Source organism: Kaistella sp. PBT33-4, from assembly GCF_029194425.1.
GTDB lineage: Bacteria > Bacteroidota > Bacteroidia > Flavobacteriales > Weeksellaceae > Marnyiella.
This window is the reverse complement of the sequence record NZ_JARFYL010000002.1, coordinates 351,032-374,442: the sequence shown is the minus strand read 5'-3', so window position 1 is coordinate 374,442 and position 23,411 is coordinate 351,032. Positions and strand designations below refer to the sequence as shown.

At 44.2% G+C, this 23,411-nt stretch carries 19 protein-coding genes; 7 read left to right on the top strand and 12 right to left on the bottom strand.

Going from position 1 to position 23,411, the window contains the following annotated elements; genetic code table 11:
* The first annotated feature begins 34 nt into the window (after positions 1-34).
* Entirely contained in the window at positions 35-754 is a 720-nt protein-coding gene (locus tag P0M11_RS04710) for a TIGR00730 family Rossman fold protein (protein WP_229723879.1), read from the top strand.
* A 61-nt stretch (positions 755-815) separates the two neighbouring features.
* A complete protein-coding gene (locus tag P0M11_RS04705) occupies positions 816-1,286 on the top strand; it encodes a DUF6702 family protein (protein WP_275624664.1) in 471 nt (156 codons plus the stop codon).
* Between the two features lie 74 nt (positions 1,287-1,360).
* On the opposite strand, the gene P0M11_RS04700 is transcribed toward P0M11_RS04705, so the two are convergent.
* Together P0M11_RS04700 and P0M11_RS04695 are read right to left on the bottom strand one after the other, a co-directional pair.
* Positions 1,361-3,418 carry a DUF5689 domain-containing protein gene (locus P0M11_RS04700; RefSeq protein WP_275624663.1) on the bottom strand — a complete coding sequence of 686 codons (2,058 nt, stop codon included), beginning with the start codon at positions 3,416-3,418 and terminating at the stop codon, positions 1,361-1,363.
* A gap of 16 nt (positions 3,419-3,434) precedes the next feature.
* Positions 3,435-6,251, bottom strand: a complete 2,817-nt coding sequence (locus tag P0M11_RS04695) for a TonB-dependent receptor (RefSeq protein ID WP_275624662.1) — start codon at positions 6,249-6,251, stop codon at positions 3,435-3,437.
* Between the two features lie 259 nt (positions 6,252-6,510).
* Between P0M11_RS04695 and P0M11_RS04690 the strand changes: the two genes are divergently transcribed.
* Together P0M11_RS04690 and P0M11_RS04685 are read left to right on the top strand one after the other, a co-directional pair.
* On the top strand, positions 6,511-7,710 hold the full coding sequence (locus tag P0M11_RS04690; protein WP_275624661.1) for an endonuclease: 1,200 nt from the start codon (positions 6,511-6,513) through the stop codon (positions 7,708-7,710).
* Positions 7,711-7,798: 88 nt separating this feature from the next.
* Positions 7,799-8,209, top strand: a complete 411-nt coding sequence (locus P0M11_RS04685) for a DUF6146 family protein (protein ID WP_275624660.1) — start codon at positions 7,799-7,801, stop codon at positions 8,207-8,209.
* 49 nt (positions 8,210-8,258) lie between these two features.
* Here P0M11_RS04685 and P0M11_RS04680 read toward each other — a convergent pair whose 3' ends face one another.
* A complete protein-coding gene (locus P0M11_RS04680) occupies positions 8,259-8,855 on the bottom strand; it encodes a superoxide dismutase (protein WP_275624659.1) in 597 nt (198 codons plus the stop codon).
* Positions 8,856-9,649: 794 nt separating this feature from the next.
* Positions 9,650-11,587 (bottom strand): transcription termination factor Rho, encoded by a 1,938-nt coding sequence (gene rho, locus P0M11_RS04675; RefSeq protein ID WP_275624658.1) that lies wholly within the window; start codon positions 11,585-11,587, stop codon positions 9,650-9,652.
* Positions 11,588-11,735: 148 nt separating this feature from the next.
* Between rho and P0M11_RS04670 the strand changes: the two genes are divergently transcribed.
* Together P0M11_RS04670 and P0M11_RS04665 are read left to right on the top strand one after the other, a co-directional pair.
* Entirely contained in the window at positions 11,736-12,125 is a 390-nt protein-coding gene (locus tag P0M11_RS04670; RefSeq protein ID WP_275624657.1) for a DUF4293 domain-containing protein, read from the top strand.
* Between the two features lie 131 nt (positions 12,126-12,256).
* On the top strand, positions 12,257-14,089 hold the full coding sequence (locus tag P0M11_RS04665) for an ABC transporter transmembrane domain-containing protein (protein ID WP_275624656.1): 1,833 nt from the start codon (positions 12,257-12,259) through the stop codon (positions 14,087-14,089).
* 10 nt (positions 14,090-14,099) lie between these two features.
* On the opposite strand, the gene P0M11_RS04660 is transcribed toward P0M11_RS04665, so the two are convergent.
* The 7 genes from P0M11_RS04660 to rsfS all read right to left on the bottom strand — a co-directional run bounded on the left by P0M11_RS04660 (position 14,100) and on the right by rsfS (position 21,522).
* Positions 14,100-16,235 (bottom strand): cation:proton antiporter, encoded by a 2,136-nt coding sequence (locus P0M11_RS04660; RefSeq protein WP_275624655.1) that lies wholly within the window; start codon positions 16,233-16,235, stop codon positions 14,100-14,102.
* 2 nt (positions 16,236-16,237) lie between these two features.
* Complete coding sequence (locus P0M11_RS04655) at positions 16,238-16,810, bottom strand: hypothetical protein (RefSeq protein ID WP_275624654.1); 573 nt, start codon at positions 16,808-16,810, stop codon at positions 16,238-16,240.
* Between the two features lie 72 nt (positions 16,811-16,882).
* The gene (locus P0M11_RS04650; protein WP_158063085.1) at positions 16,883-17,536 is read right to left on the bottom strand and encodes a phosphatidylserine decarboxylase family protein; all 654 of its coding nucleotides are present in this window, start codon (positions 17,534-17,536) and stop codon (positions 16,883-16,885) included.
* Positions 17,537-17,540: 4 nt separating this feature from the next.
* Positions 17,541-18,413 carry a phosphatidate cytidylyltransferase gene (locus P0M11_RS04645; protein ID WP_275624653.1) on the bottom strand — a complete coding sequence of 291 codons (873 nt, stop codon included), beginning with the start codon at positions 18,411-18,413 and terminating at the stop codon, positions 17,541-17,543.
* A 17-nt stretch (positions 18,414-18,430) separates the two neighbouring features.
* Positions 18,431-19,012, bottom strand: a complete 582-nt coding sequence (locus tag P0M11_RS04640; protein ID WP_275624652.1) for an LUD domain-containing protein — start codon at positions 19,010-19,012, stop codon at positions 18,431-18,433.
* A gap of 127 nt (positions 19,013-19,139) precedes the next feature.
* On the bottom strand, positions 19,140-21,140 hold the full coding sequence (ftsH, locus tag P0M11_RS04635; RefSeq protein ID WP_275624651.1) for an ATP-dependent zinc metalloprotease FtsH: 2,001 nt from the start codon (positions 21,138-21,140) through the stop codon (positions 19,140-19,142).
* A 19-nt stretch (positions 21,141-21,159) separates the two neighbouring features.
* Entirely contained in the window at positions 21,160-21,522 is a 363-nt protein-coding gene (gene rsfS, locus P0M11_RS04630) for a ribosome silencing factor (protein WP_158063081.1), read from the bottom strand.
* 76 nt (positions 21,523-21,598) lie between these two features.
* Here rsfS and P0M11_RS04625 point away from each other — a divergent pair, with 76 nt between their 5' ends.
* Positions 21,599-22,315, top strand: coding sequence for a biotin--[acetyl-CoA-carboxylase] ligase (locus tag P0M11_RS04625; RefSeq protein WP_275624650.1), 717 nt, complete (start codon positions 21,599-21,601; stop codon positions 22,313-22,315).
* On the opposite strand, the gene P0M11_RS04620 is transcribed toward P0M11_RS04625, so the two are convergent.
* A complete protein-coding gene (locus tag P0M11_RS04620) occupies positions 22,309-23,403 on the bottom strand; it encodes an LptF/LptG family permease (RefSeq protein WP_158065321.1) in 1,095 nt (364 codons plus the stop codon). The two genes, P0M11_RS04625 and P0M11_RS04620, sit on opposite strands and share 7 nt — an antisense overlap.
* Between the last annotated feature and the right edge of the window lie 8 nt (positions 23,404-23,411).

The window sequence follows — 23,411 nt, the reverse complement described above, 5'->3', positions numbered from 1 at the left end:
TAAAATAAGGAGAGGAAAAGGCCTGACCAAAGTAATGACCGGGCCGGAGGAAGAACTGGACCAGCGTGTACAGAGCCACTTTCGTGAAAAGACCTGGGATGAGTCCATTGGCAAAGACAGCTGGATGGTCTTCAAGATCATGGCGGAACTTGTAGACGGCTACGATAAACTGGCAAAGATAGGTCCGTGCGTGTCCATTTTCGGCTCGGCAAGGCTGCGGGAAGGTGACAAATATTATGAGCTGGCCGTTGAGATTGCTGAAAAAATCACAGATATCGGTTTTGGGATCATTACCGGCGGAGGACCCGGAATTATGGAGGCCGGCAACAAAGGTGCGAGACAGCGTGAGGGAAAATCAATCGGTCTTAATATTGACTTACCATTTGAGCAGCATTTTAATCCATATATAGATAAAAACTATTCAATGGATTTCAACTACTTCTTTGTGAGGAAGGTAATGTTTGTTAAATATTCACAGGGTTTCATTGTAATGCCCGGTGGATTCGGAACTTTGGATGAACTTTCTGAAGCACTTACGCTTATACAAACCGCTAAGATTGCGCGGTTTCCCGTGATACTGGTAGGTTCGGATTTCTGGAGTGGCCTGTTGGACTGGTTCAGGCAAACACTGCTAAAGGACGGAATGATCTCTGAAGAGGACCTGAACCTGTATCGCATTGTTGATACTGCTGATGAGGCTGTTGCTCATATCAAGGCATTCTACGATAAATACACCATTGGAGTGAACTTCTAATTGGCATATAATTTGTCAAAATTTGTGGAATTGCTTCAATGCAATAAAAAATGATAAAAAGATGAAAAAATATTTACATATAATTTCCATTTTCGCCATTATGGTGATGCTGAGTTTTGCTTCGCAGGACTTTTATTCATCAATGACCAAGGTGGATTTTGTAGAAGGCAGCAAAACACTTAAATTCACCACAAAGCTGAATACGAGCCATATTTCGGACGCCATAAAAATCAATCCGAATACTGCTCAGTTTGAGGCTGAGGTAAAGAAATATGTGAACAATAATTTCGACGTGTACGTGAACGGCGCCCCAAAGACCCTGACATTTACCGGGAGTCAGGTAAAAGGTGAGACAGTTTGGGTATACTTTGAATCGGGAGGAGTAGGCGAGGTAAACAGTATGAAGATCAAAAACACTATTCTCCTGGGCACTTTTCCGAGGCAGTTTAATTTGGTGAACATTGCTTACAAAGGAAATCAAAAAACAATGAACTTCCAGAGAGGAAAAGAAGTTAATGAGGTTTCGTTTTAAGTTCAACATCATTACATAAAAAGAAAAGACTGCGGATTCGCAGTCTTTTCTGATTTAGGTTTACATGAAGCAGTTTACTGTCCCAGCACTTTCACATTGTCCAACTCCCATGTTGTTGAAGCTGAAGTTGTACTTGTATATTTAAATGCAATGCGCACATTCTTGTTGGCAAACGCATTCAAGTTCACAAGTCCTGAATTAATGAAGCCCCAGGCACCAAGGTTAGTATCGATTGGCGCAGTTAGCTGTGTCCACGTAGTCGTTGCGGGGTTTCCTGAATAGTTGTCGGTAATAAATACCTGTAAAGGCAATCCTGCCGCACCCATACCGTCGGAATCAAATGACAATGAATAATTTCCGTATCCGGACAGTGATATTTGGTTTGATACCAGCCAGTCTTCATTAGCAGCTGTACCACCGTTCATCACTGCGTAGTAGTTGGAACCAGCACCCTGGTTAGATGTACCCCACTCCTGAGGTCCGGCTACACTCACTTTTGTCCAGTTTGTGGTAAGACCATTCTGGAAATCTTCCATGAATATCTTTGTTGGCGGAACGGTGCCGTCACATCTTGGATCGTCCAGATCGGCATGGATCTGTTTCGGAATCCAAAGTTGATAGGTACCGTTAAAGACGCTTAAAATAGCATAGACATCGCCACGGCCTCCATCAATTTCCTGTGCAGCGAAGGATGCAAAATGACTTGTACGAAGTAAAATGGTATTCCCGTTACAGTCTTTTAAAGTTCTGTTTGTAGGCTGAGATGAAGCGTAATTGCTACCCAGGTCAGTGTTGATGAATTCTACATCTTTAATCTTAATCCATCTTCCCACATCGGCCATTGTAAGCTGGGTAATCGTTCTTTCGGTTGGAACCGGTGCAGACAAAGGCTTTTTGCTGTCAAAAAAGGTTTTATACACATCCGCTTCCGCGATCTGACCTACATTGTTGTTAAACAGCTGCCCCAGCTGCAGTTCACCATTTACATTACCTATACGTAAAGCATTCAGTTTTATGTAAATTTCTTTACCTACTTTAAATCTGGCATCCTGGTACAGGTTGTTTTTGTTAATATTCACACGGATACCACCTGTCGAATCTTCAATGTAGATATATTTGAAAAGGTTACCTGTTTCGTCATTAGCGGTTACTTTTCCTTTCAGCACATAGTTACCGGTAATTTCAGTTAGTGAACCACTGAACATCTGCTTCACTTCCTGAACAGTCTTTGGTGTAAGGCCCGTAAGGTCCAGGGCACAGGGATCCGCCGCGATACCGTCCAGCCTTGGGAAGTTATTCATATCCAGGTCGGAGATCTTATTGATGTACATCTGGTAAGTAGAGTTGAACTTACTCATGATCCCCACGAAAGTTCCGTTCCCGCTTGGCAGGGTCTGGTTCGCAAAAGAAGCAAAACCACTGTTTCTCACGACTCTCGTAGCAGTAGTCGTTCCATCGTTAATACGGCGGTCTACACTAGCACCGTCCGGTGCAAAAACTGAGCACAGAACAGTACGGTCAAATTCAGCATTGTTAATCTGTATCAAAGCACCCAGCAGGTCGTCATTCGCTGAAGTCATCTGGGCAAGGGTAAGCACCTTAGGTACAATCTTCGCACGTTCTGTACAGGATCTGAAAATGTGTGCAGGAACTGCGGTTTCAGGAATTCTGGAAACTGCATCAGGTCCCGTAGCAGCAGCATTCTTTACGCCAAGCTGTATAAGTCCGCCATACGTTCCAAGTGCCAAACCGTTCAGCTTAATATATACTTTGGATCCCTGCGGGAACTTAGTATAAGTGCTTACCGCATCTACACTAATGGTGAATCCATGGGTAGGGTTTTCAGGATTATCCTGGATGTAAATGGTCTTGTAAATATTTCCGGACTCGTCTGTAGATGAAACATATCCTTCCATAATCATTTCCGGGGCTGACGCATCCGGAAAGATATAAGCAACTCCCGACTGTTTCAACGCTTTCACCTGGCCTATGGTCATATTGGCCGTAAGGTCTTTACATTCGTAGCCGGCCAGATTAGGATCATCATAAATATCATCATGTACACAACCCGTAATAAGCAGGGCCGCCATCATGAAGTACAGAGATCTTAAAAATGAACTGTATTTTTTCATTATCGTCTTTTTATTATTAGAATCTTAAATAAACATTTGCGAAGAAGGTTCTTCCTCTGTCATACCATAATTTAGGACCAAAATAGCTGTAGGTACGGTTGGCATCGGCCAGTGATTCAGGGAAGTTTACATTTCTGCCCTGTTCAAAACCACCTGTTACATAATCCCTGTTGTTCAGGATATTGTTCACACTTACACTCACGCCCATCCTGTACTTTCCGTATACAAATGTCTTACCTGCATTGGCATTCAGCATAAACTGGTCTTCAAATTTCTTCTGAGCGGTCAGCCTTGCGATCTGCTCCGGAGTAACTCCCGGATAATTGTCGCCGGTAACAGGATCTGTATAAAGCGCAGCGGTCTTGTTAAGTGCGGAGAAATCCAGGAACTGATCCTGCAGATAGTTTGCGGAAGCTCCTAACCACCAGAATTTTGTTGAATTATATCTAAGTCCAAAGGAATAAGCTTTTTGAGGTGTCCCGGCAACCTTATAATCCTTCAGCTGAGCGGTTCCCCATTCGCGTACAGGGCTACCCAAACGCTCAACACTGTCATCATCCGTAGTATAGACGGTCGGGTTATTGGTTATTCTGTAATCGCCATAACTTGCAACCGCATTTGCAGAAAGGGTTGGTGTAATCTTAACTTCAGCACCCAGTTCAAGACCTTTGTAGGTTTTGTTGATGCCGCTTAACACCTCAGCAACAAGTGCATTACCCTGATCTGCAGTCTCACTGGAGATATCCACATAATATCTGGAGATTTCCGTAGCGTTATTCATTGTGGTGTGATAAGCACCCAGTCTCAGTTTCAGGATCTGACCTCTCAGGATGTAGCTCAGGTCGTTGGAGTTGATAATCTGATTTTCTACCCCCGGAGTAATAAGGTTTGTAGCCCTCGGATTGATGAATATCTCATTAAGAGTTGGTGCCAGACTGAAAAGCGCACCGTTATAAACGATGAAGTTACGTCCGTCTATTTTATAGGTCACTCTACCTTTAATCCCGGCGTCAAACGCATCGTAAATATCACTTTTTCCTTTGCTGTCAGCATAAAGAGGGTTTCTGAACTTACCTTCGCGCTGCGACTCAGAATAAGAAGAGAACACAGAGGCCATCACATTCCACTTTGGGAAATCCACTTCTGTAGAAGCGTTCAGAGCATAGGTATTACGCAAAAGATCGTAGGAATATTGTGTTCTGTCGCCTTCCATTACCCGACGACCCGGATTGTCTGCATCATTCGGTGCATCATTGTTGAATGCGTTCAGGTCGTTGGCATACAGCGCGCCCAGAAGGTCCTTCAATTCACGGAAATTATCCGACTTCAGATTCTGATAGTTGAAGTTCAGGTTCAGTTTCCAGTTGGAAGCAAGTTTCGTATCGAAGTGAGAGGCAAAGTTCAAAGTTTTATCTTTATTAACGTCCTCCACAATGGTATAAACCGCACCCTGCTCGTTCCCGTTCATGTCATACCGGTTCAGGATATTGGCTGAATAAAGGGAATTCCAGTCTATCTGGCTGATGAGCGGATTGGTTTGCCACTGGTTCACATAGTCATTAAACTGTGCCTGTTCGGCATCCGTGATATTCTCTCCACCATCGGAGTTCGGCAGCTGGAAGCCGCTGTACATATATCCCGGCAATTTTCTGTAATAGGTTGGGTTAGGATCTGCAGCGTGGAACCAGTCCAGCCTGCTGCGTCCGTCGCGTCCGAACTGATAGGAAATGGTATTGTTCCAGTTACTGTTTTCGCCTAATTTCAGATAATCTGTAAGCATGAAAACAGGTTCAAATACCCTCCTGATCCTTGAATTTCTTTTTTCACCATCCTGCCATCCCCAGTAGGAGTTATAATTCTTCCCCATCAGGTCATACGTTTCCTGAGTATTAGGAGAATTGGAAGCCCGGTAAGTAGGTGCACCAAAAGCGGTGAAGTTAATTGCGTGTCTGGAGCTGAACTGTTTTTCAATTGCAGCAAAATAGGCGTACGAATCCTGATAAGTACCGTCTATCACACCATCATCTGCCCACCTGCGGCTTCCCGAGAATGTAAAAGCCCAGCCGTTCTTTGTAAGACCGCTGGAATAAGTAGCCATTGCTCTGTGGAAATAGCTTCTGTTGGTAAAGGAGTAAGCCAGAGAAGTTTGCTTACGGTAGCTGGAAGCACGGGTATTGTAATATACCACACCTCCCAGGTTACCGAAGGTATATTCAGATGGTGTAATATTGTCCACGTTCTCAAAAGGGTAACGGGTAACGTCGTTCAAACCACCCCAGTTACTGAAATCCACTCGGCCATCATCATTCTTGGACATCGAAACTCCATTGAACAGAATATCTTCATAACGGTTCTCAACACCTCTCGGGCGGAACCAGTAGGCACCCAGTTCAAAGGCCGTAACACTCTGGAACACGTCTCTTCCTGAACTTAACAGACCAATGGTAGGCTGCATGGACGAACCACCTTCGTCATTGTCGGCTGCAGAATCGTCAATAACCAATACGCCCGCATCGGTAGGCGAAGGATTTAGACTGATCACACCCAGATCCTTTCTTTTTTCATCTGCCGAAACTTCGAACTCCACAATTTTTGGTTCAAAGCTTGGTTTGAAAACAGTAATCAGATAGCGGCCGGGCTGCATATCTACAAACTGGAAATATCCGATCTTGTCGGCCGTTACATCGTTGCCGGACTGTGCCAGATCGATTTCGGCGTTCTCAACGGGTTTTCCTGCGGCATCCTTTACATAAGCATACACAGTGGTCTGCGCGAAGTAAAAAGACGCAGGCAGCAGTGTAAACAATGAGATTAAGGACAGTTTTTTAATCATAACAAATTATTTAAAATTTACTTTTTATACTGGTTCCATAAAGGGCTACAAAATTAAACTTAATTTTTGTTAAGTTAAACATATTTAACATTTTATTGAATCAAACTCAACAGAACCGTTGCGGACCTTATAAAGACATTTTCAGCATTTTAAAACCTTCTGCGGCACATATTATCACGAATCTATTTTTAACTATTTTGCAGTTTAGATGTCAAATAATTATTAATTTTACACCCTTAAAATAACTGTAAATATTGTAATGAAAAAATATCTGATTATCACCGCCACACTGTGCTTCGGAATGGTATTTTCGCAAAAGCAGGTGCAGCGCGCCACCGTTGCTTTCATGAACGTGGAAAACCTTTGGGACACTGTTCCCTCCTTCGATTATATAGACGGGACCAAAAACAGGAATAATCCGGCATTTCACCGCAGTGTACCCTTGGATTCTATAGAGCTGATGGAAACCACTGAGGACTACCGTGGCCCCTGGAGCGATGAACTGCTGACAGGCAAGAAAGTCATCAGAAAACAGGTCCTGGCCGATGATTTCACTGCAAACAGTGCCAAGAACTGGGACACCCAGAAGTATAACGACAAGATGGGCAAACTGGCAAAGGTAATTTCAGAACTTGGCCGTCAGCATACCAATGACAATCCAGCCATTATGGGTCTTCTTGAAATTGAAAACCGCCAGGTGGTGCAGGACCTCATCAGCCAACCCTTACTGGCTAAAAGTGATTACGGCATCGTGCACTTCAATTCATATGACGCACGGGGGGTAGACAATGCCATTATCTATCAGAAAAAAAGATTCCGCCCAACGGAAACCTATAAAAAGGAAATAAAGATCTTTGACGATGAAGGCAAAAGGGTTTATACCCGTGACATTATCGTGATGAAAGGCCTGCTTGACGGCGAAAGAATCGCGGTCTTCATGAACCACTGGCCTTCCCGGAGCGGTGGCGAAGCCCGTTCACTGCCAAGACGTATCGCTGCTGCTGCTGCGCTGAAAGAAGAGATGGATAAAGCCAGTGCCGAAAGTCCGGGCATCAAGCTTATCGCCATGGGCGACTTCAACGACGACCCGGTGAGCCCAAGCCTCAGGAAGCATCTAGGTGCCGTAGGCGAACCTTCTGAGCTTTCCGACAAGTCACCGTATTACAACCTGATGACCAAACTGTACAAAGCAGGTGTTGCCTCACTGGCCTACCGTGATGCACCAAACCTGTTCGACCAGATCATTGTTTCAAAAAATCTTTATTCACCGGAAAAAATGACGGGCACCTATTCTGTATACAAAGCGGAGATTTTCGCACCGTCCTACCTGGTAAACTCGCAGGGCCAGTGGAAAGGTTATCCTTACCGTTCCTGGGACGGCGACCGATATACAGGAGGTTACAGTGACCACTTCCCTGCCGTTTCTGTGCTTCAGAGAGAATATACAGCAGCCAGGTAACTGCCTGTAATAAAATCTAAACCGGGACTGCTGTTCCGGTTTTTTTATGGTTAGTAATTTGTAGCTTTACCTATATATCTGATTCAACATGAAAAAGCTGATCTTTTTACTCGCGCTCTATTTTGGAGGCATGAGTTGCACTTCCCAACAGACCAAAGGTAACGACACCACCATTAAACAAAATAAAGAAGATGATGGTGAATGGGACCTGACTGTAATTGACTCACAGTTTGATTACTTTATGAATGCCATTGCCAAGCCTAAAAGCATGTACTCACTGGAAACCCTTCGAAACCGGAACAGAAGCCTGGTAAACGAGTGGAACTCCTATTATATGTCCGGACGTTACAGGAACATCATAGAATCCTCAATTGACTACGATCCTAACGAAAATTACGGTCTGGATTTCGAGTATAAACTCTATCAGGTATTCGCCTTTGTGAACTGGAAATATAAACTGAGGTTCACCGGCCTTAGCGCCATGGATTATTCGAGATAGCAAAAAGGTCCGGCAATTTGCCGGACCTTCTGTTTTATATGATAAAAGCTTATTTATTGAAAAGCTCCTCTACTTTATCCCAGTTAATAACGCTGAAGAACGCTGCAACGTAATCAGGTCTTTTGTTCTGGTAATTCAGGTAATAGGCGTGCTCCCAAACATCAAGTCCAAGAACCGGAGTTCCCTGACAGTCAGATACCGGCATCAGTGGGTTGTCCTGGTTGGGTGTAGAACAAACAGTTACCGAACCATCGCCTTTTTTGCAAAGCCATGCCCATCCGGAGCCGAATCTTGTCTTGGCAGCTTCGGCAAAATCAGTTTTGAATTTCTCCATACCGCCATAAGTTTCAATAGCCGCTTTCACGTTTCCAACAGGCTCCTTGCTGCCACCGGGAGTCATGATTTCCCAGAAAAGAGTATGGTTGAAGTGTCCGCCGCCGTTGTTTCTAACCGCCGCCTTGTCCGTTCCTGTTTTGCAGATCTCTTCAATGGATTTTCCCTCAAGTTCAGTACCTTCAATAGCCTTGTTTAGGTTGTCAATGTACGCCTGGTGGTGTTTTGTGTGGTGTATTTCCATTGTTCTTGCATCAATGGTAGGCTCTAACGCGTCGTAAGCATATCCTAACTGTGGTAATTCGAATGACATAATGCTGTTATTTTTTAAAGTTAATTCTCAAAGATAAGGATTAGGAAAAATCTTTGCCTTATAAAGTTTCTTAAAAAAATAATAAAAAGGATAGACAGAAGCGAAAACGCTGGCGGAAGTTTGCTTTTACTGTTTGGTAAATACTAAATTTCCGGTAACAGGAAGGTAGATTTTTAAATCCTGGCCGGGAGGGCAGACATCACCATTAAATCATACTTGAATTTGGCGAATACATGCAGTTGAACTGAGCGGCATTTAGTTTTGTAAGTATAACAGGCAAGATTTTTTTTAAAATCGCTTTCATATTATTTTTATTTACAAAGTGACGGGGAATTTAAAGATCCATCACTATTTTGTGTTATACTATAAATTTCATTATTGTCAAATACGCGTTGCAAAGTTATTAGATTTGCAATCCCATATTCTGCAGAGTTTAAAAAATACCTTTTCCAATCCATTTTGATTAATAAAAGCATTATCAGGGATATTTAAATTTTGTTCTCGTATTTTTCTCTCATAGATTGTTTGATCGAGCTTCCACTTTTTAATTTTATTTTGCATTTGAGAAAGCGGGAGCACTTGCAATTGAGCTTGTGTTCCTGTAAAACGAATCACATAATGTATATATTTAAATCCCGAGGGGCAGGTTGAAAGTCAATGGAAGGAATTAAGCTCCAACCAAAACCAAATCGCTATCTCCTATACTTTTGCATACTAAGAGAGCAAGAGCCTCACGTCAACAAAAAACTGCCCCGAATATCTTCAGGGCAGTTTAATTTTTATGGTGATAAATACTATTTGTTCATGCTCATCAGGAACTCTTCATTGCTTTGGGTTCCTTTAATGCTGCGGTTTACAAATTCCATAGCCTCCATCGGATTCATATCTGATAAATATTTCCTCAGGATCCACATACGCTGTGTGGTGGTTTCATCCAAAAGCAGGTCGTCCTTACGCGTGCTGGATGCAACCAGGTCAATGGCAGGATAGATTCTCTTATTGGCAATCTTTCTGTCAAGCTGAAGTTCCATATTTCCGGTACCTTTAAATTCTTCAAAGATTACCTCATCCATTTTGGAGCCTGTATCAATAAGTGCTGTGGCAATGATGGTCAGTGATCCGCCGCCTTCAATATTACGTGCTGCTCCGAAGAAACGTTTCGGCTTGTGCAGGGCATTGGCATCTACCCCACCGGAAAGGATCTTACCTGAAGCAGGTGTTACCGTATTATAGGCTCTGGCCAGACGGGTAATGGAATCCAGCAGGATCACCACATCATGACCGCACTCTACCATGCGCTGTGCCTTTGCAAGTACAAGGTTGGCTACTTTTACATGTTTTTCCGCAGCTTCGTCGAATGTAGAGGCAATAACCTCCGCATTTACGCTTCTTTCCATATCGGTAACTTCTTCCGGTCTTTCGTCAATAAGAAGGACCATCATATACGCTTCCGGATGATTGGCTGAGATCGCATTCGCGATATCTTTAAGCAACATGGTCTTACCTGTCTTAGGCTGCGCCACAATCATGGCACGCTGACCTTTACCGATCGGCGAAAATAAATCGACGATACGTGTGGAATGGGTAGAACCTTTGCCTGCAAGATTGAACTTCTCTTCAGGGAAAAGTGGTGTAAGGTATTCAAACGAAACGCGGTCTTTTATAAACGCCAGGTCGCGGCCGTTTACTTCTACCGGCCTCATCAGGGAGAAGTATTTCTCTCCTTCCTTTGGCAGCCTTACAATCCCTTTTACAGCGTCGCCGGTCTTCAGTCCGTAATTGCGGATCTGAGCGGTAGATACATAAACGTCGTCGGGAGATGAGATATAGGAGAAATCCGGTGAACGGAGGAATCCGTAATTATCCGGCAGGATTTCCAGCACTCCTTCTATGGTTACCATACCGTCAAAACTGTATTCCTTCTTAGGTTCAGTTTCTTCCTGGTTATCCTGGTTGCGCTGATGTTTTTGATTTTTATGCTGATTTCCGTTCTGCGGACGGCTCTCATTCTGGTTTCCGCTGTTCTGAGACTGGTTGCGGTTTTGTTGTGGATTCTGACCCTGACCTTGCTGCTGAGGTTGTTGTTGCTGTTGTTGTGTCTGGGGCTGCTGCTGTCCCTGATTCTGGGATTGCTGAGCCGGGTTCTGAGCCGGATTCTGGTGTTGCTGCTGTTGAACAGGTCTGTTTTGCTGTGGTTGCTGCTTTTGAGGTCTGCTCTGTTCCTGCTTCTGAGGTTTAGGTTTTGACACCTCTTCTTTAGGTTGCTCAGTTTCAGGAGTTGCTTCTTCTTCCGCTGCGGCGGCCGGTTCCTGAGTCACAGGTTCTTTTTTCTTTCTGGGCTGCCTTGCCGGCTTTTCTTTGAGAGCTTCTTCTGTAGCCGATTTCTGCTCTGAGTCAGGTTCTTCCACTGGAGTTTCAGTGATTTCAATCATGGCAGGCATGGGATCGGCTTCAGTTTTGGCAGCGGCAGTTTTCTTTTTTGCCGCCGGTTTTTTGGGCGTTTTAGGCGCGGCTTTCTGTACCGGTGCACTTTCGGGTTCTGCTGATGCAGCAGACTTCTCTGTGCTTTTATAATACTCCTTTGCAGTTTTGGAGTTGGAAGCCTGAAAGTCCAGTATGGCGAAAATAATGGTATTTTCATCGCTGTTTCTGGGCAGCTTCACCTCCAAATCCTTAGCAATTTTGGTCAGTTCCGCAATGGATTTAGACCTTAGTATTTCTAAGTTAAACATATATAGGGTGTGTTACGTAAAAAAATGATGTAAGTAGAGTTTGTAAAAGTTCAGCCGGGCGGCTATTCTTTAGAATTCGTAATGCAAATCTACACTTATTTTTGAAATATGCAAAATTTGTACTATTTTTGGCCCTTACGATCTGAAAATGCTGCAGAGAATACAAACCGTCTTTATGTTTCTGGCCGTGCTGGCGGCCCTGGTCCTGCCTTTCACCGCAATGGATGTAGAAATTTTTGGCAGTACGTATATCATTCCTTCCCTGGCCGTGCTTTGCGTGTTGCTGGGAATGATCTCCATTTTCAGTTATAAAAACAGATCCCGACAAATCCTGCTGAATAACATCAGCATGCTGATAAACGTTTTGTTGACGGGTTTACTGTTATATTGGGTGCTAATCTTATCTGGAGGAATGTCATTTCCTGAGAAAGGTATTGAGCTCGTTTTCCCTTTGGTGGCGCTGTTCTGTCTTTTGTTGGCAAACAGCAATATACGTAAGGATACATTGCTCGTAAAATCTGCAGACCGTATCCGGTAACCTTACAGCGATTTTTTTGAGTGTAAGAACAGCTTCCGTTTTGGGAGCTGTTTTTCTTTGTGCCAGGCTGCCGCCGGCAACAATGGGCTTATTGACGGGATTTATGTAATTTTGCGCTTCAAACAGCTTTAATGAATTACTATAAAAGGGCAATAGAGTACATCTTACCTTATAAAAGCAGCATTGCACTGGGTATCTTCTTCAATATCCTGTATGCGGTTTTCAACATCTTTGCCATGCTGGGTTTCATACCCGTTCTAAACATCCTTTTCGATAAAAGAAATGAGGTTCTCCTTACAGAGCCACAGTATAATGGTGATGTAACCACCCTTGCTACCTATGGTAAAGACAGCTTCAACTACTTTATACAGCAGATGGAAGCGGACCGCGGGCCGGAGTATGTACTTCTCGTAACATGCATCATGTTTATCAGTATGTTCCTGCTTCGTAATGTTTTCAGCTATTTTTCTGAATTTTACCTTACCTACTCACGCACCGGCGTGTCGCGCGACTTCAGAAGCCAGCTGCACAGCAAGATCCTGGAACTGCCTGTAGCTTTTTTCTCCGATACCAGAAAGGGCGATGTGTTTGCCAGGATCACCTCGGATGTAGGTGAGATTGAGGGCAATATCCTGAACAGTTTAATTGATATCATCCGCTCTCCCATCGTCATTATCCTTACCATGGGATATTTGCTCTACTCCAATTTCGAACTGACGGTATTTACCCTCATAGTATTCCCTGTAATGGGCACCTTGATTTCAATTATAGGGAAAAGTCTGAAGAAGGATACCGGCGAAGCCCAAAATGAGCTGGGTAAACTTTACTCATACGTAGATGAAACCCTGGTAGGCCTTAAAGTGATTAAAATATTCAACGCGTCCGACCAGATCCGTACCCGTTTCGACAATACGCTGAATACCATCCGTCATCTGTCCCTCAGGTTGTTTAAAAAGAAAGCGCTGGCCTCGCCTGTAAGTGAACTGTTGGGCGCAACTACCATCGGTATGATCGTTTATTTTGGCGGAAAACTGGCCCTTCAGGGCAACGGCCTTTCGGGCGCTGAGTTTATAGTGTATATTTCCCTATTCTATACCATTCTGGACCCACTGAAAAGACTTTCCAATTCCATTTCCAACTTCCAGAAGGGCGAAGTTTCGGCAAAGCGGGTTTTTGAAATCCTGGATGCAGACTACCAGCTTAAGGAAATTTCAAACGCAGTGGAAATCAATGAGTTTAAGGACAAGATTGAATTCAGAAATATCAGCTTTGCTTACGAAGACCGAAAAGTCCTGGAGAACTTCTCACTCGTAATCCCCAAAGGACAAAGTGTCGCCCTGGTAGGTCAGAGCGGGAGTGGGAAAAGTACCATTGCCAACCTTATTACGCGGTTCTATGATGTTCAGTCCGGTGAAATACTCATAGACGGCATCAACATTAAAAACCTGAAACTGTCCAGCTACCGCCAACTCTTCGGGTTGGTTACTCAGGACAATATTCTCTTTAACGACAGCATTTCCAACAATATCGCGCTGGGCAACCTCTCCGCAGGCAAAGACCGTGTGGAAAGTGCCGCCAGGATTGCCAATGCCCACGATTTCATTGCTGAACTGCCAATGGGCTACGAGACAGGAATCGGCGAGGCCGGCGGGAAGCTTTCCGGCGGTCAGAAACAGCGTCTTTCCATTGCACGTGCGGTACTGAAGAATCCACCGGTTATGATCCTGGACGAAGCCACATCAGCCCTGGATACGGAATCCGAAAGATTTGTTCAGGATGCCCTGGAAAGGATGATGCAGAACCGCACCTCGCTGGTTATTGCGCACAGGCTTTCAACCATCCAGAAGGCAGATACCATCGTAGTGATGGAACGCGGAAAAATCGTGGAACAGGGCAACCATAACGACCTTTACGAAAAGGACGGCGTATACCGCAAACTTGTGGATTTGCAGAACTTCGAATAAAAGTATAAGACTATTTAAACAGGTTACCCAGCAAATTCCCTATTTCAGCAAAATCATCAGGATTGTTAACACTTCTGGAATATAATGTACTTTCTGTACTGCTGCCATTGGCATAGGGATACATCAGCAGATAATTCTTTCCGCTGAAGTGATCATTAAGATGATAGCTTACCGACTGCATTGCCGGATGGAAAGATTTCATCCCCCGTTTGGCCATCATTAGGATAAGTGCTTCATCATTTTTCATTTTTTCCGCAATCCGGGGAAGGTCTTTCCAGTTGTTGAAGATAATGAATTCGGCATCTATCGTCGCTTTTTTCTGAATCGTTTCCAGCATGCGGATTGTGTTTTCGTCGGCATAGAAAATTATCTTAGTGGCGGAATGTCTTGAAATGTTCCACACCTTCTGCAAACATTTAAAGAATCCGGATTCCCTGTGCGCATTCTGCGGAATCAGGACATGATAGGCCTGTATGGTAGCCACAGGCTGTACGGAATGATACACCAGCAGATTGGTGGTCTCGTTAGTTAGGTAACCATTGTAAAGGTTATAGACGAAGGAGGACGTGAATCCCCTTTCACTGTCCACCGCTATAATGAGGTCAGTAATCCTGTGTTCACGGATCTCATTGTTGATGCCGTTTACTACATCCGAATCATGTCTCTTCAGCATGTTGAGCTTAAGGTCTGCGGCTGCGGCAGTTTCGGCAGCAGTTCCAAGGATTTTCTCAGCGTTTTTCTCAGAGGATTCATTTTCCTTTTCATTAATAATGTTGAGGGCAAAGACATCTTCTGTATTCTTTTTGGATTTCAGCAGCAGTGCCAGATTGGTCACCGGTGCGGCAGTGGCCTGATAATTCAGTGCAAGCAGGATCCTTTCCTCATCAGCCGTATCATCATTCATACTGTTTTCATTTTCTGCGTCGGCGATATTTTTACCGCTTTTTTGCGAGACGAAGGAAGAAACGGTACAGGAGACAAGGATCAGGAGGATACTGCCATTGAGGACGCTTTCGTTCAAAAGTCTTATGGGCTCGCCACTTTCTGTCTCGCCGATAATAATATTGTACCCCACCATTACCGTTGCGAGCGTGGCCGCTGCGGAGGCTGAAGACAGACCGAAAATAAGCCTGCCTTCGTCATCAGTAAACCTGAATGTCTTTTGTGTGGCCAGTGAAGCTACATATTTTCCACCCAAAGAGATCCCGGTCATTAGTAATGCCACCTTGATGGTTTCAAAATCTTTAAAAAATGCCTTGAAATCGATGAGCATACCAACACTTATCAGAAAGAAGGGAATAAATATGGCGTTTCCTACAAAGTCGATACGGTTCATCAGTGCTGAGGTATGAGGGATAAGCCGGTTGAGTGCGAGCCCCGCCAAAAAAGCACCGATGATAGCCTCTACACCAGCCAATTCAGCAAACAGGGAAGCCAGGTAAATCATTACCATGACAAAGATGAAATGTGAGACCTTATCATGAACTTTCTTAAAAAACCAGCGCGCCACTATGGGAAACCCAAATAGCACTACAGCGGCAAATACAATTACCGAAAGTGTTAACCGGATCCAAAACGCTGATGTAACTGTACCCTGCGCCATACCTACACAAACCGCAAGGACCAGGAGTGCCAGAACATCGGTGATCATTGTCCCGCCAACTGTTACATTAACTGCACGGTTCTTAGCCACTCCCAGCTTACTTATAAGCGGATAGGAAATCAAAGTATGTGAAGAGAAGATACTGGCAAATAGCACGGCTACCAGTATTGCATAACCCAGAATATAATATCCGGCCACGATGCCCAGCGCAAGAGGTATAGCGAAGGTATACATACCGAATGTGAGGCTTTTCCATTTGTTTTTCCGGAACTCAGTAAGATCAATCTCCAGTCCCGCCATAAACATGATGAATAGCAGACCTGTGGTGCCTATGACGACTACACTTGCATCCCTGGGCAGAACATTGAATCCGTGCGGACCTATTACCGCTCCTGCAATGATGAGTCCGATAAGGTGCGGTACCTTAATCTTGTTAAGAAGTAAGGGGGCTGAAAGTATGATGATGAGAATGACCAGGAACTTAAGAATAGGGTCCTCTAAGGGCAACACAAAATGGCCCGCGATACTTAGCATACCGTTCATAATTATTTTCTTACAAGTTCAATTGAAAATTGCGAGGTACAGGATTGGTCTACCTGTATTTCCCGGGTTCCGGCGAGACGTTCCGCAGAAACTGTACCGAACTCAATTCTGAAAGTTCTCTGTGAAGCGGCGTCTGCAGAAGTTTCGGAAGCCAGCACAATTTTACCTCCGCTATATTCACCGGTGTACATCCGGACCACACCCGTCTTGTTCACATTTTTTGCCACAATTTTACCGCCATCTGCGGACAGTTGCCACTCGTCTGTACGTACATCACCCACCACATAATCGGTGCAGTTGGAATGGGTACAAACGATCTTTCCTGACCAGGTTCCGTTGATGTCTGCCGGCAGCGGATTCACAGCTATGGTATCCATCGGGGTGTTCAGACTGTCCCGCAGTTTGAGCAGCGCCTGATAATCTGCCGCTTTTAAAGCAAATTCCTTCTCCTTCACTGTCAGGATTGAATCGCGTTTCTGAAGTTCGGCCTGCCTGGGATCCGTTTTCTCCTGGCAGCGGATAAATGCGGTGAGAAGAAAAAAGGTAAAGATTATGGGAAAAATTTTTAGGCGCATAATAAAATGTTTGCCAAAATATACAAAAAAATCCGGCAATGCCGGACTGTTGTGCTTTAAAATATAGTGGGACTAAGCCTTCATTCTGGCTATCACATCTAATCCACCCTTGGTTTTATCTCCAATCTTACAGATAATTTCGGTATCCAGGGGCAGGAAAACGTCCATCCTTGAACCAAATTTTATGAAGCCGAATTCATGCCCGGCCTTTGCGGTGTCCCCTTCAGTACAGTTAAAAACAATCCGCCTGGCTACATAGCCGGCAATCTGCCTGAACACGACCTGATGATGCGTCAGACTCTCAACCGCTACGGTAGTCCTTTCATTCTCGGTAGATGACTTCTCATGCCAGGCAACAAGATATTTTCCTGGGTGGTATTTCTTATAGACCACCTTGCCGGAAACCGGATAGCGGCAAATATGAACGTTAAGCGGTGACATAAAAATGGAAACCTGAATAGCTTTCCCTTTAATGAATTCATCTTCATTCACCTCCTTTATCATAACCACCTTGCCGTCTACAGGTGCGATTACATTTTCCTTATGGTCTTCGATGTCGCGATTTGGAACACGGAAAAACCAAAATATAAGACCGTAAATAACGAGAAGAGGGACAATAACAACAAGTGCCCACAGTTCCAGAAAAGTAACCGCTAAAAAGCTTAAAACTGCAAAAATAAGGGTGGCAACTATAATGGTCCCTTTGGATTCCCGGTGAAGTTTCATGGTATTAAATAAGTTTATCTAAAATAAAGTACAAATATACTACAGGCGCGCAGATAATGAAACTATCCAACCGGTCCAGTACACCGCCGTGGCCCGGAATCAGATTTCCGGAATCCTTTACCGCAAAACTGCGTTTAAGCTGGCTTTCCACCAGGTCTCCCAATGGCGCAAATACGGCAATCAATGCACCCACGACCATCCAGTTCCCGCGAAGTTCGGGAAAATATTCATCAACAAAGAATGCAAGAATAATTGTCAGAATCACACCACCTGCAAAGCCTTCCCAGGTTTTCTTAGGTGAAACCTTTGGTGCCATCTTATGTTTGCCGAAAAACTTACCTGTAAGATAGGCAAATGTATCACTGCTCCAAATCAGGATAAAGAGGAAGAATACCTCCAGACTGAAAGTATCCTGAAAAGCGGAATACTTAGGCAAACCAAGTGCGAAGCCGAAAGGAAGTGCGGTATAGATTACCGTAAAGATCAGCTTACCACTGTCATAGTACAGCTCCGTACTGAATTTAAACAGGGTAACTACGGCAATGAGGATCAGGGACAGCGCCAGGATTTCGGACAGTCTGAAATTGTAATAAAATCCAAAATTAAAGTAGCGTTTGCTGAAAAGGTAAAAAACAAAAAATGCCAGTGGCAGAACAATCCAGCGTTCGTACCCCGTGCCGAATTTCATGATTTTCATACATTCCCACACAGAGGCCAGGAAAAGTAAACTGATTAGCCCGTAATACAGGTAATGCTGTTTCACAGTATCAGGAAAGACCTTATTAATTGATTCTGCACCTGCCGGATGTATACAGGCCATAATTATCAGAATATATACCAACCCGGAAATGGTACGCTGAATTAAATTTTTATCCAAAATAGTTCTGTTTGTTACTAATCTTCAATAAGAAGAAGGAATAGCTTAGTGCTGTTACGCGTAGGCGCATCCAATTTATTCTGGTTCCCGCTGATGGAGGTCAGGTTTTTAACATTGCCGTTTCGCTTGATCTTGCTCATGGCATCATTAAGGTTAGAAACAATTTGGGAAACATTCGCCATTACAATGATCTTTTCCGGTAAACGGGAGGAGTGAAAATGCTTGATATTATTATGCGAAAGCATAATCCTGCCATCATAGGCGATCAGGTATTCACAGGTTATAAAGGCTGTATCATTGGACTGTTCCAAATTGTCCGTGTACGGAACCTTTACGACATCCAGAAAGTTCTTAAGATCCCGGTCGCAGCAGAACACGGATTTCACCTGTTCTAACTTAATGATCTGATTCAGAATTTGTAAAGCCTCAGCTTCATCTGCACAATAATTAAAAAATCCGCCGGAATGGGTAAATAGCTGCGCAAACTTGTAATCGAGATCCGCATTCTTAAGCGAATCCCCAAGTTTTTCCAGGCTCTGATTTTCATTATCCTCAGGCTGGTTCATTATCTTACCGACAATTCTTTTAAATAAACTCAACTTTCTTCAATTAGATATCAATACAAAAATATAAAATATTTCAGCAAATCACCGGAAACACTGACTAAATAGCAAAAAATTCCCGGTATCCGTTCATTAAGAAAAGAATACCGGGATTATTTATACATTAAAGTTGCGAAGGACTTTCTGGCGCAGCGGTATTTTCGTCAGGAACTGACGCCTGATTATCCTCAGAAACTGAGCCTGCTACCGTACTTACAGGGTGTTCAGTCAGTTCTGGATCCCAGGCTCTTTTGCCGAAGATCTCTTCCAGATCTTCGCGGAAGATAACCTCTTTTTCCAACAGTTTCCGGGCAAGGCTGTCCAGTTTGTCTCGGTTTTCTGCCAAAATATTCAGTGCTCGGGAGTACTGGTTCTCAATAATCGTGGAAATTTCCTCATCAATTACCTTTGCCGTCTCTTCCGAATAAGGTTTGCCAAAGCTGTATTCACTCTGCCCGCTACTGTCGTAATAGGACCTGTTTCCTACTTTTTCATTAAGACCGTAGATGGTTACCATGGCCTGAGCCTGTTTGGTAACACGCTCCAAATCGGACAGTGCACCTGTAGAAATATTACCAAATACAGTCTGTTCGGCAGCGCGTCCGCCTAATGTAGCACAAATCTCGTCGTACATTTGTTCTGTAGTCGTAAGCGATCTTTCTTCCGGCAGATACCAGGCAGCTCCCAGGGAACGCCCACGCGGCACAATAGTCACCTTAAGTAAGGGTGCGGCATGTTCCACCAGCCAGGAAATGGCGGCATGACCGGCTTCATGATAGGCAACACGGCGCTTTTCAGATGGTTTAATAGCCTTATTCTTCTTTTCCAGACCACCAATAATACGGTCTACCGCATCCAGGAAGTCCTGCTTGGTCACAGATTCGTGGTTATTACGTGCCGCGATCAGAGCTGCTTCATTACAGACATTGGCTATATCAGCACCGCTGAATCCAGGTGTCTGTTTGGCCAGGAATTCCCGGTCTATACCTTCGTCCAGTTTAATCTTAGAAAGATGAACATCAAAAATAGAGCGGCGTTCATGCAGTTCAGGCAAATCTACATAGATAGAGCGGTCGAAACGTCCGGCTCTCATAAGTGCTTTATCCAGGATATCAGCCCTGTTCGTTGCGGCCATCACAATTACGTTGGTATCTGTACCAAAACCGTCCATCTCTGTAAGCAGTTGGTTCAGCGTATTTTCGCGCTCGTCATTTCCACCGGTAAAGTTACCTTTGCCTCTGGCACGGCCAATGGCATCAATTTCGTCAATAAAAATAATTGCCGGTGATTTAGCTTTTGCCTGCGCAAAGAGATCCCTTACCCGGGAAGCTCCCACCCCAACGAACATTTCAACAAAATCGGAACCGGACAGAGAGAAGAAGGGAACCTTAGCTTCACCTGCCACTGCTTTTGCCAAAAGGGTCTTACCAGTGCCCGGAGGGCCAACCAGCAGCACGCCTTTCGGTATCTTACCACCCAACTTCGTGTATTTATCAGAATTTTTAAGGAAATCCACTACTTCCTGCACTTCTTCCTTTGCGCCTTCAAGTCCAGCTACATCCTTAAATGTAGTCTGCACCTTATCCTTTTCGTCAAATAGTTTTGCACGGGATTTACCGATGGAGAAAATCTGTCCGCCCGGACCGCCGCCACCTGCCATTTTCCGGAAGAATATGAAGTAAATGATAGACAGTATAATAAGCCCGACAGCAATCTGGATCAGGAAACTTTCCATTAAACTCCCCGCAGTATCCACATTGATTGTGGTTTTAAGCTGAGGATTCTCGGCTTTCACCTTGTCAAACTTCTCCATGAGAAGCCTGAGTTCGCCGAATTTAAGGTTGTAATCCGGTCCCGGAGTAGTTTCAAGTGCCGCAAAAGGGCTTTTGCTGTCCCCGGCATTCTTTGCCAAAGCGGTACGTGCTTCCGGTGTCAGGAATACATCGGCGGTGAAGTTATCCCTGTATGCTTTGATGTTCTGGACTTTGCCTTCCTTCATCATATCAAAAAACTGCTCCTCCGTAATCTCGGAACTGGTGGACGGCATGAACAGCCCGCGCCCGAAGAACAGTAGGAACGCCATGATAGCGATGGGAAAAAACCAGTTAAATCCTTTATTATTCATTCAAATTTTTTTAAAAATATTAAGCTTCAATGCGGGTGATCTTGGCGTCGCCCCATAACTCTTCTATCTCGTAATACTCGCGGATGTGTTTCTGGAATATATGAACGACTACTGATACGTAATCTACCAGTACCCACATGGCATTTTCGGAACCCTCCACATGCCATGGACGTTCCTGAAGATCATTACGAACTTTTTTCTCGATATTCCCGGCGATTGCCGAAACCTGTGTATTGGAGTTTGCGCTGCAGATGATGAAAGTTTCCGCTACGGAATTTTCTATCTTTGAAAGGTCGAAAATCATGATGTCCTCTCCTTTGGTATCCTGTACCGCATCAACGATTTTATCTATTAGTGCTTGCTTATTTGTGTTGTTATTCATTAAAAATTGGTATAATCTGCAAATTTATTCTTTTTTCTTTACTTTAACAGTCTCAACAGTCTTAAAACTTTCTTAAATGACCATACTGAATTACCTGCCACAGTGCGGCTCTACAAATGACGAAGTCGTGAACTTCCTCCGATCCGGATCCGCTGAAATTGCAGGCCTCTGTACCTTTTTCCAGAACAACGGCCGCGGTCAGTATGGAAACAGATGGGAAGGTGCCGCGGGCAAAAATATTGCCCTTTCACTGGCTGTCCCCGCTAGCTCCGTTAAACTGTCCGATTCACTATTCAACTATTATACCGCACTTAATATACGCCGGTTTACCGCCAATCTGACCCGAAATGAAGTGAAAATAAAGTGGCCCAATGATTTAATAATCAACCATAAAAAGGTTTGTGGAATTCTCATTGAGAAAAAAAAAGTAAATAACCGTATGTACTACATTGTGGGTATCGGACTGAATGTTCTGCAGGAAGATTTTGGCGACCTTCCCAAGGCCGGGTCCCTTCTAACGCAGACGGGCACCCACTTTAACCTAACTGATGTGGCTGAAAGCATGTACACCTTCCTTTTGGGTAATTTCAGTGAGACTGCGGGTCCCGAAGGCATTCTGCAGGACTATAATTCATGTCTGTACAAAAGAAATGAGGTTGCGGTTTTCCGAAATGACAACATTAGCCAGAATGGCATGATTTCAAAGGCTGATGAAGACGGTAACTTATGGATTGAACTTGAACATGGGGGTCTGCAGAAGTTTTACCATAAGGAAATAGAGATGCTTTACTGATTCGCTCTCCGGAAATAAAGTACGGCAGCCAGGGGCGCAAATACCATATTGGGCAGCCACATGGCTACGGCCGGCGGAAGTGTCTTGTTTTCTGAAACTACCTTAAGCGCTTCGAACGAGAATACAAATATGAAGGCCAACGCAATCCCGATAGCCAGGTTAACACCCAAACCACCCCGCTTCTTTTCCGAAGCCAGTGAGAGTGCCAGAAAGGTGAGCACAATTACCGAAACCGGCATGGCAGTACGCTGGTACAGTTCGTTCAGGTAGGTATTCAGGTTGCTGTTACCCTTCTCGCGTTCCCGGTCTATAAAGCGGATGAGTTCCGGAGTGGTCTTGGTTTGTCCTAAAAGCTGGTCCGGAAAGAGTTCTTCAGGCGGAAAGCCAAACTTTCGGTAAATCTCGGGACCGTTGTTTAATTTCTCAGAATCGTCTTTTTGGACTGTTTTTTCATGAAAACTGTTCAGCACAAAATGCTTTTTGGCCTCGTCCCAGTACATTTCCGAAGCCAGCAGCTGATAGACAAGCCTCTTGTCTTTATCGTACTTCCGGTAAGCAAAACCTGACCCGCGTTTTTCCTTCTTGTTATAACTGTGAATGAATATGTACTCATTGACATTAATCTGTGCGGAAACCGGTGCGCTGCCAATAATCTGCTCCCTTTTTCGTGCGTTCATTGTGTAGGCTTCCAACTCGTTTTTCTGGATATTGGCCCAGGGCAGAACATAGTGGTTTATGACAAGTGAAAAAAGACCTATAAAAAGCGAGGTTATAAAATAGGGTCTGGCAAACCGGTGAAAGCTGGCGCCACTGCTTATAATTGCAACAATCTCAGTGTTATTGGCCATTCTGGACGTAAAGAAAATCACAGCAATAAATACCAGAATAGACATGAAGGTCATTATAAGGTAAATGATCCAGAATGGATAATACTGGGTTAGGAATTCAGAAAGCTGAAAACCGTTCTCTTCAATACGCGGTTTCTTAGCCTGCACGTCTATTACCAAAACGACGGTGGAGAGCAGCAGCAAAATGAAACCGAAGGTTCCAAGATATTTTTTGATGATATAACGGTCTACAATCCCCATGAAGTTGC

Coding starts and splice junctions, on each gene's coding strand:
- P0M11_RS04655 (WP_275624654.1), bottom strand. CDS start 16,810: ATGCGCCTAAAAATTTTTCCCATAATCTTTACCTTTTTTCTTCTCACC.
- P0M11_RS04680 (WP_275624659.1), bottom strand. CDS start 8,855: ATGTCATTCGAATTACCACAGTTAGGATATGCTTACGACGCGTTAGAG.
- P0M11_RS04685 (WP_275624660.1), top strand. CDS start 7,799: ATGAAAAAGCTGATCTTTTTACTCGCGCTCTATTTTGGAGGCATGAGT.
- P0M11_RS04660 (WP_275624655.1), bottom strand. CDS start 16,235: ATGAACGGTATGCTAAGTATCGCGGGCCATTTTGTGTTGCCCTTAGAG.
- P0M11_RS04690 (WP_275624661.1), top strand. CDS start 6,511: ATGAAAAAATATCTGATTATCACCGCCACACTGTGCTTCGGAATGGTA.
- rsfS (WP_158063081.1), bottom strand. CDS start 21,522: ATGAATAACAACACAAATAAGCAAGCACTAATAGATAAAATCGTTGAT.
- rho (WP_275624658.1), bottom strand. CDS start 11,587: ATGTTTAACTTAGAAATACTAAGGTCTAAATCCATTGCGGAACTGACC.
- P0M11_RS04670 (WP_275624657.1), top strand. CDS start 11,736: ATGCTGCAGAGAATACAAACCGTCTTTATGTTTCTGGCCGTGCTGGCG.
- ftsH (WP_275624651.1), bottom strand. CDS start 21,140: ATGAATAATAAAGGATTTAACTGGTTTTTTCCCATCGCTATCATGGCG.
- P0M11_RS04650 (WP_158063085.1), bottom strand. CDS start 17,536: ATGAAACTTCACCGGGAATCCAAAGGGACCATTATAGTTGCCACCCTT.
- P0M11_RS04625 (WP_275624650.1), top strand. CDS start 21,599: ATGACCATACTGAATTACCTGCCACAGTGCGGCTCTACAAATGACGAA.
- P0M11_RS04705 (WP_275624664.1), top strand. CDS start 816: ATGAAAAAATATTTACATATAATTTCCATTTTCGCCATTATGGTGATG.
- P0M11_RS04695 (WP_275624662.1), bottom strand. CDS start 6,251: ATGATTAAAAAACTGTCCTTAATCTCATTGTTTACACTGCTGCCTGCG.
- P0M11_RS04710 (WP_229723879.1), top strand. CDS start 35: ATGACCGGGCCGGAGGAAGAACTGGACCAGCGTGTACAGAGCCACTTT.
- P0M11_RS04665 (WP_275624656.1), top strand. CDS start 12,257: ATGAATTACTATAAAAGGGCAATAGAGTACATCTTACCTTATAAAAGC.
- P0M11_RS04700 (WP_275624663.1), bottom strand. CDS start 3,418: ATGAAAAAATACAGTTCATTTTTAAGATCTCTGTACTTCATGATGGCG.
- P0M11_RS04620 (WP_158065321.1), bottom strand. CDS start 23,403: ATGGGGATTGTAGACCGTTATATCATCAAAAAATATCTTGGAACCTTC.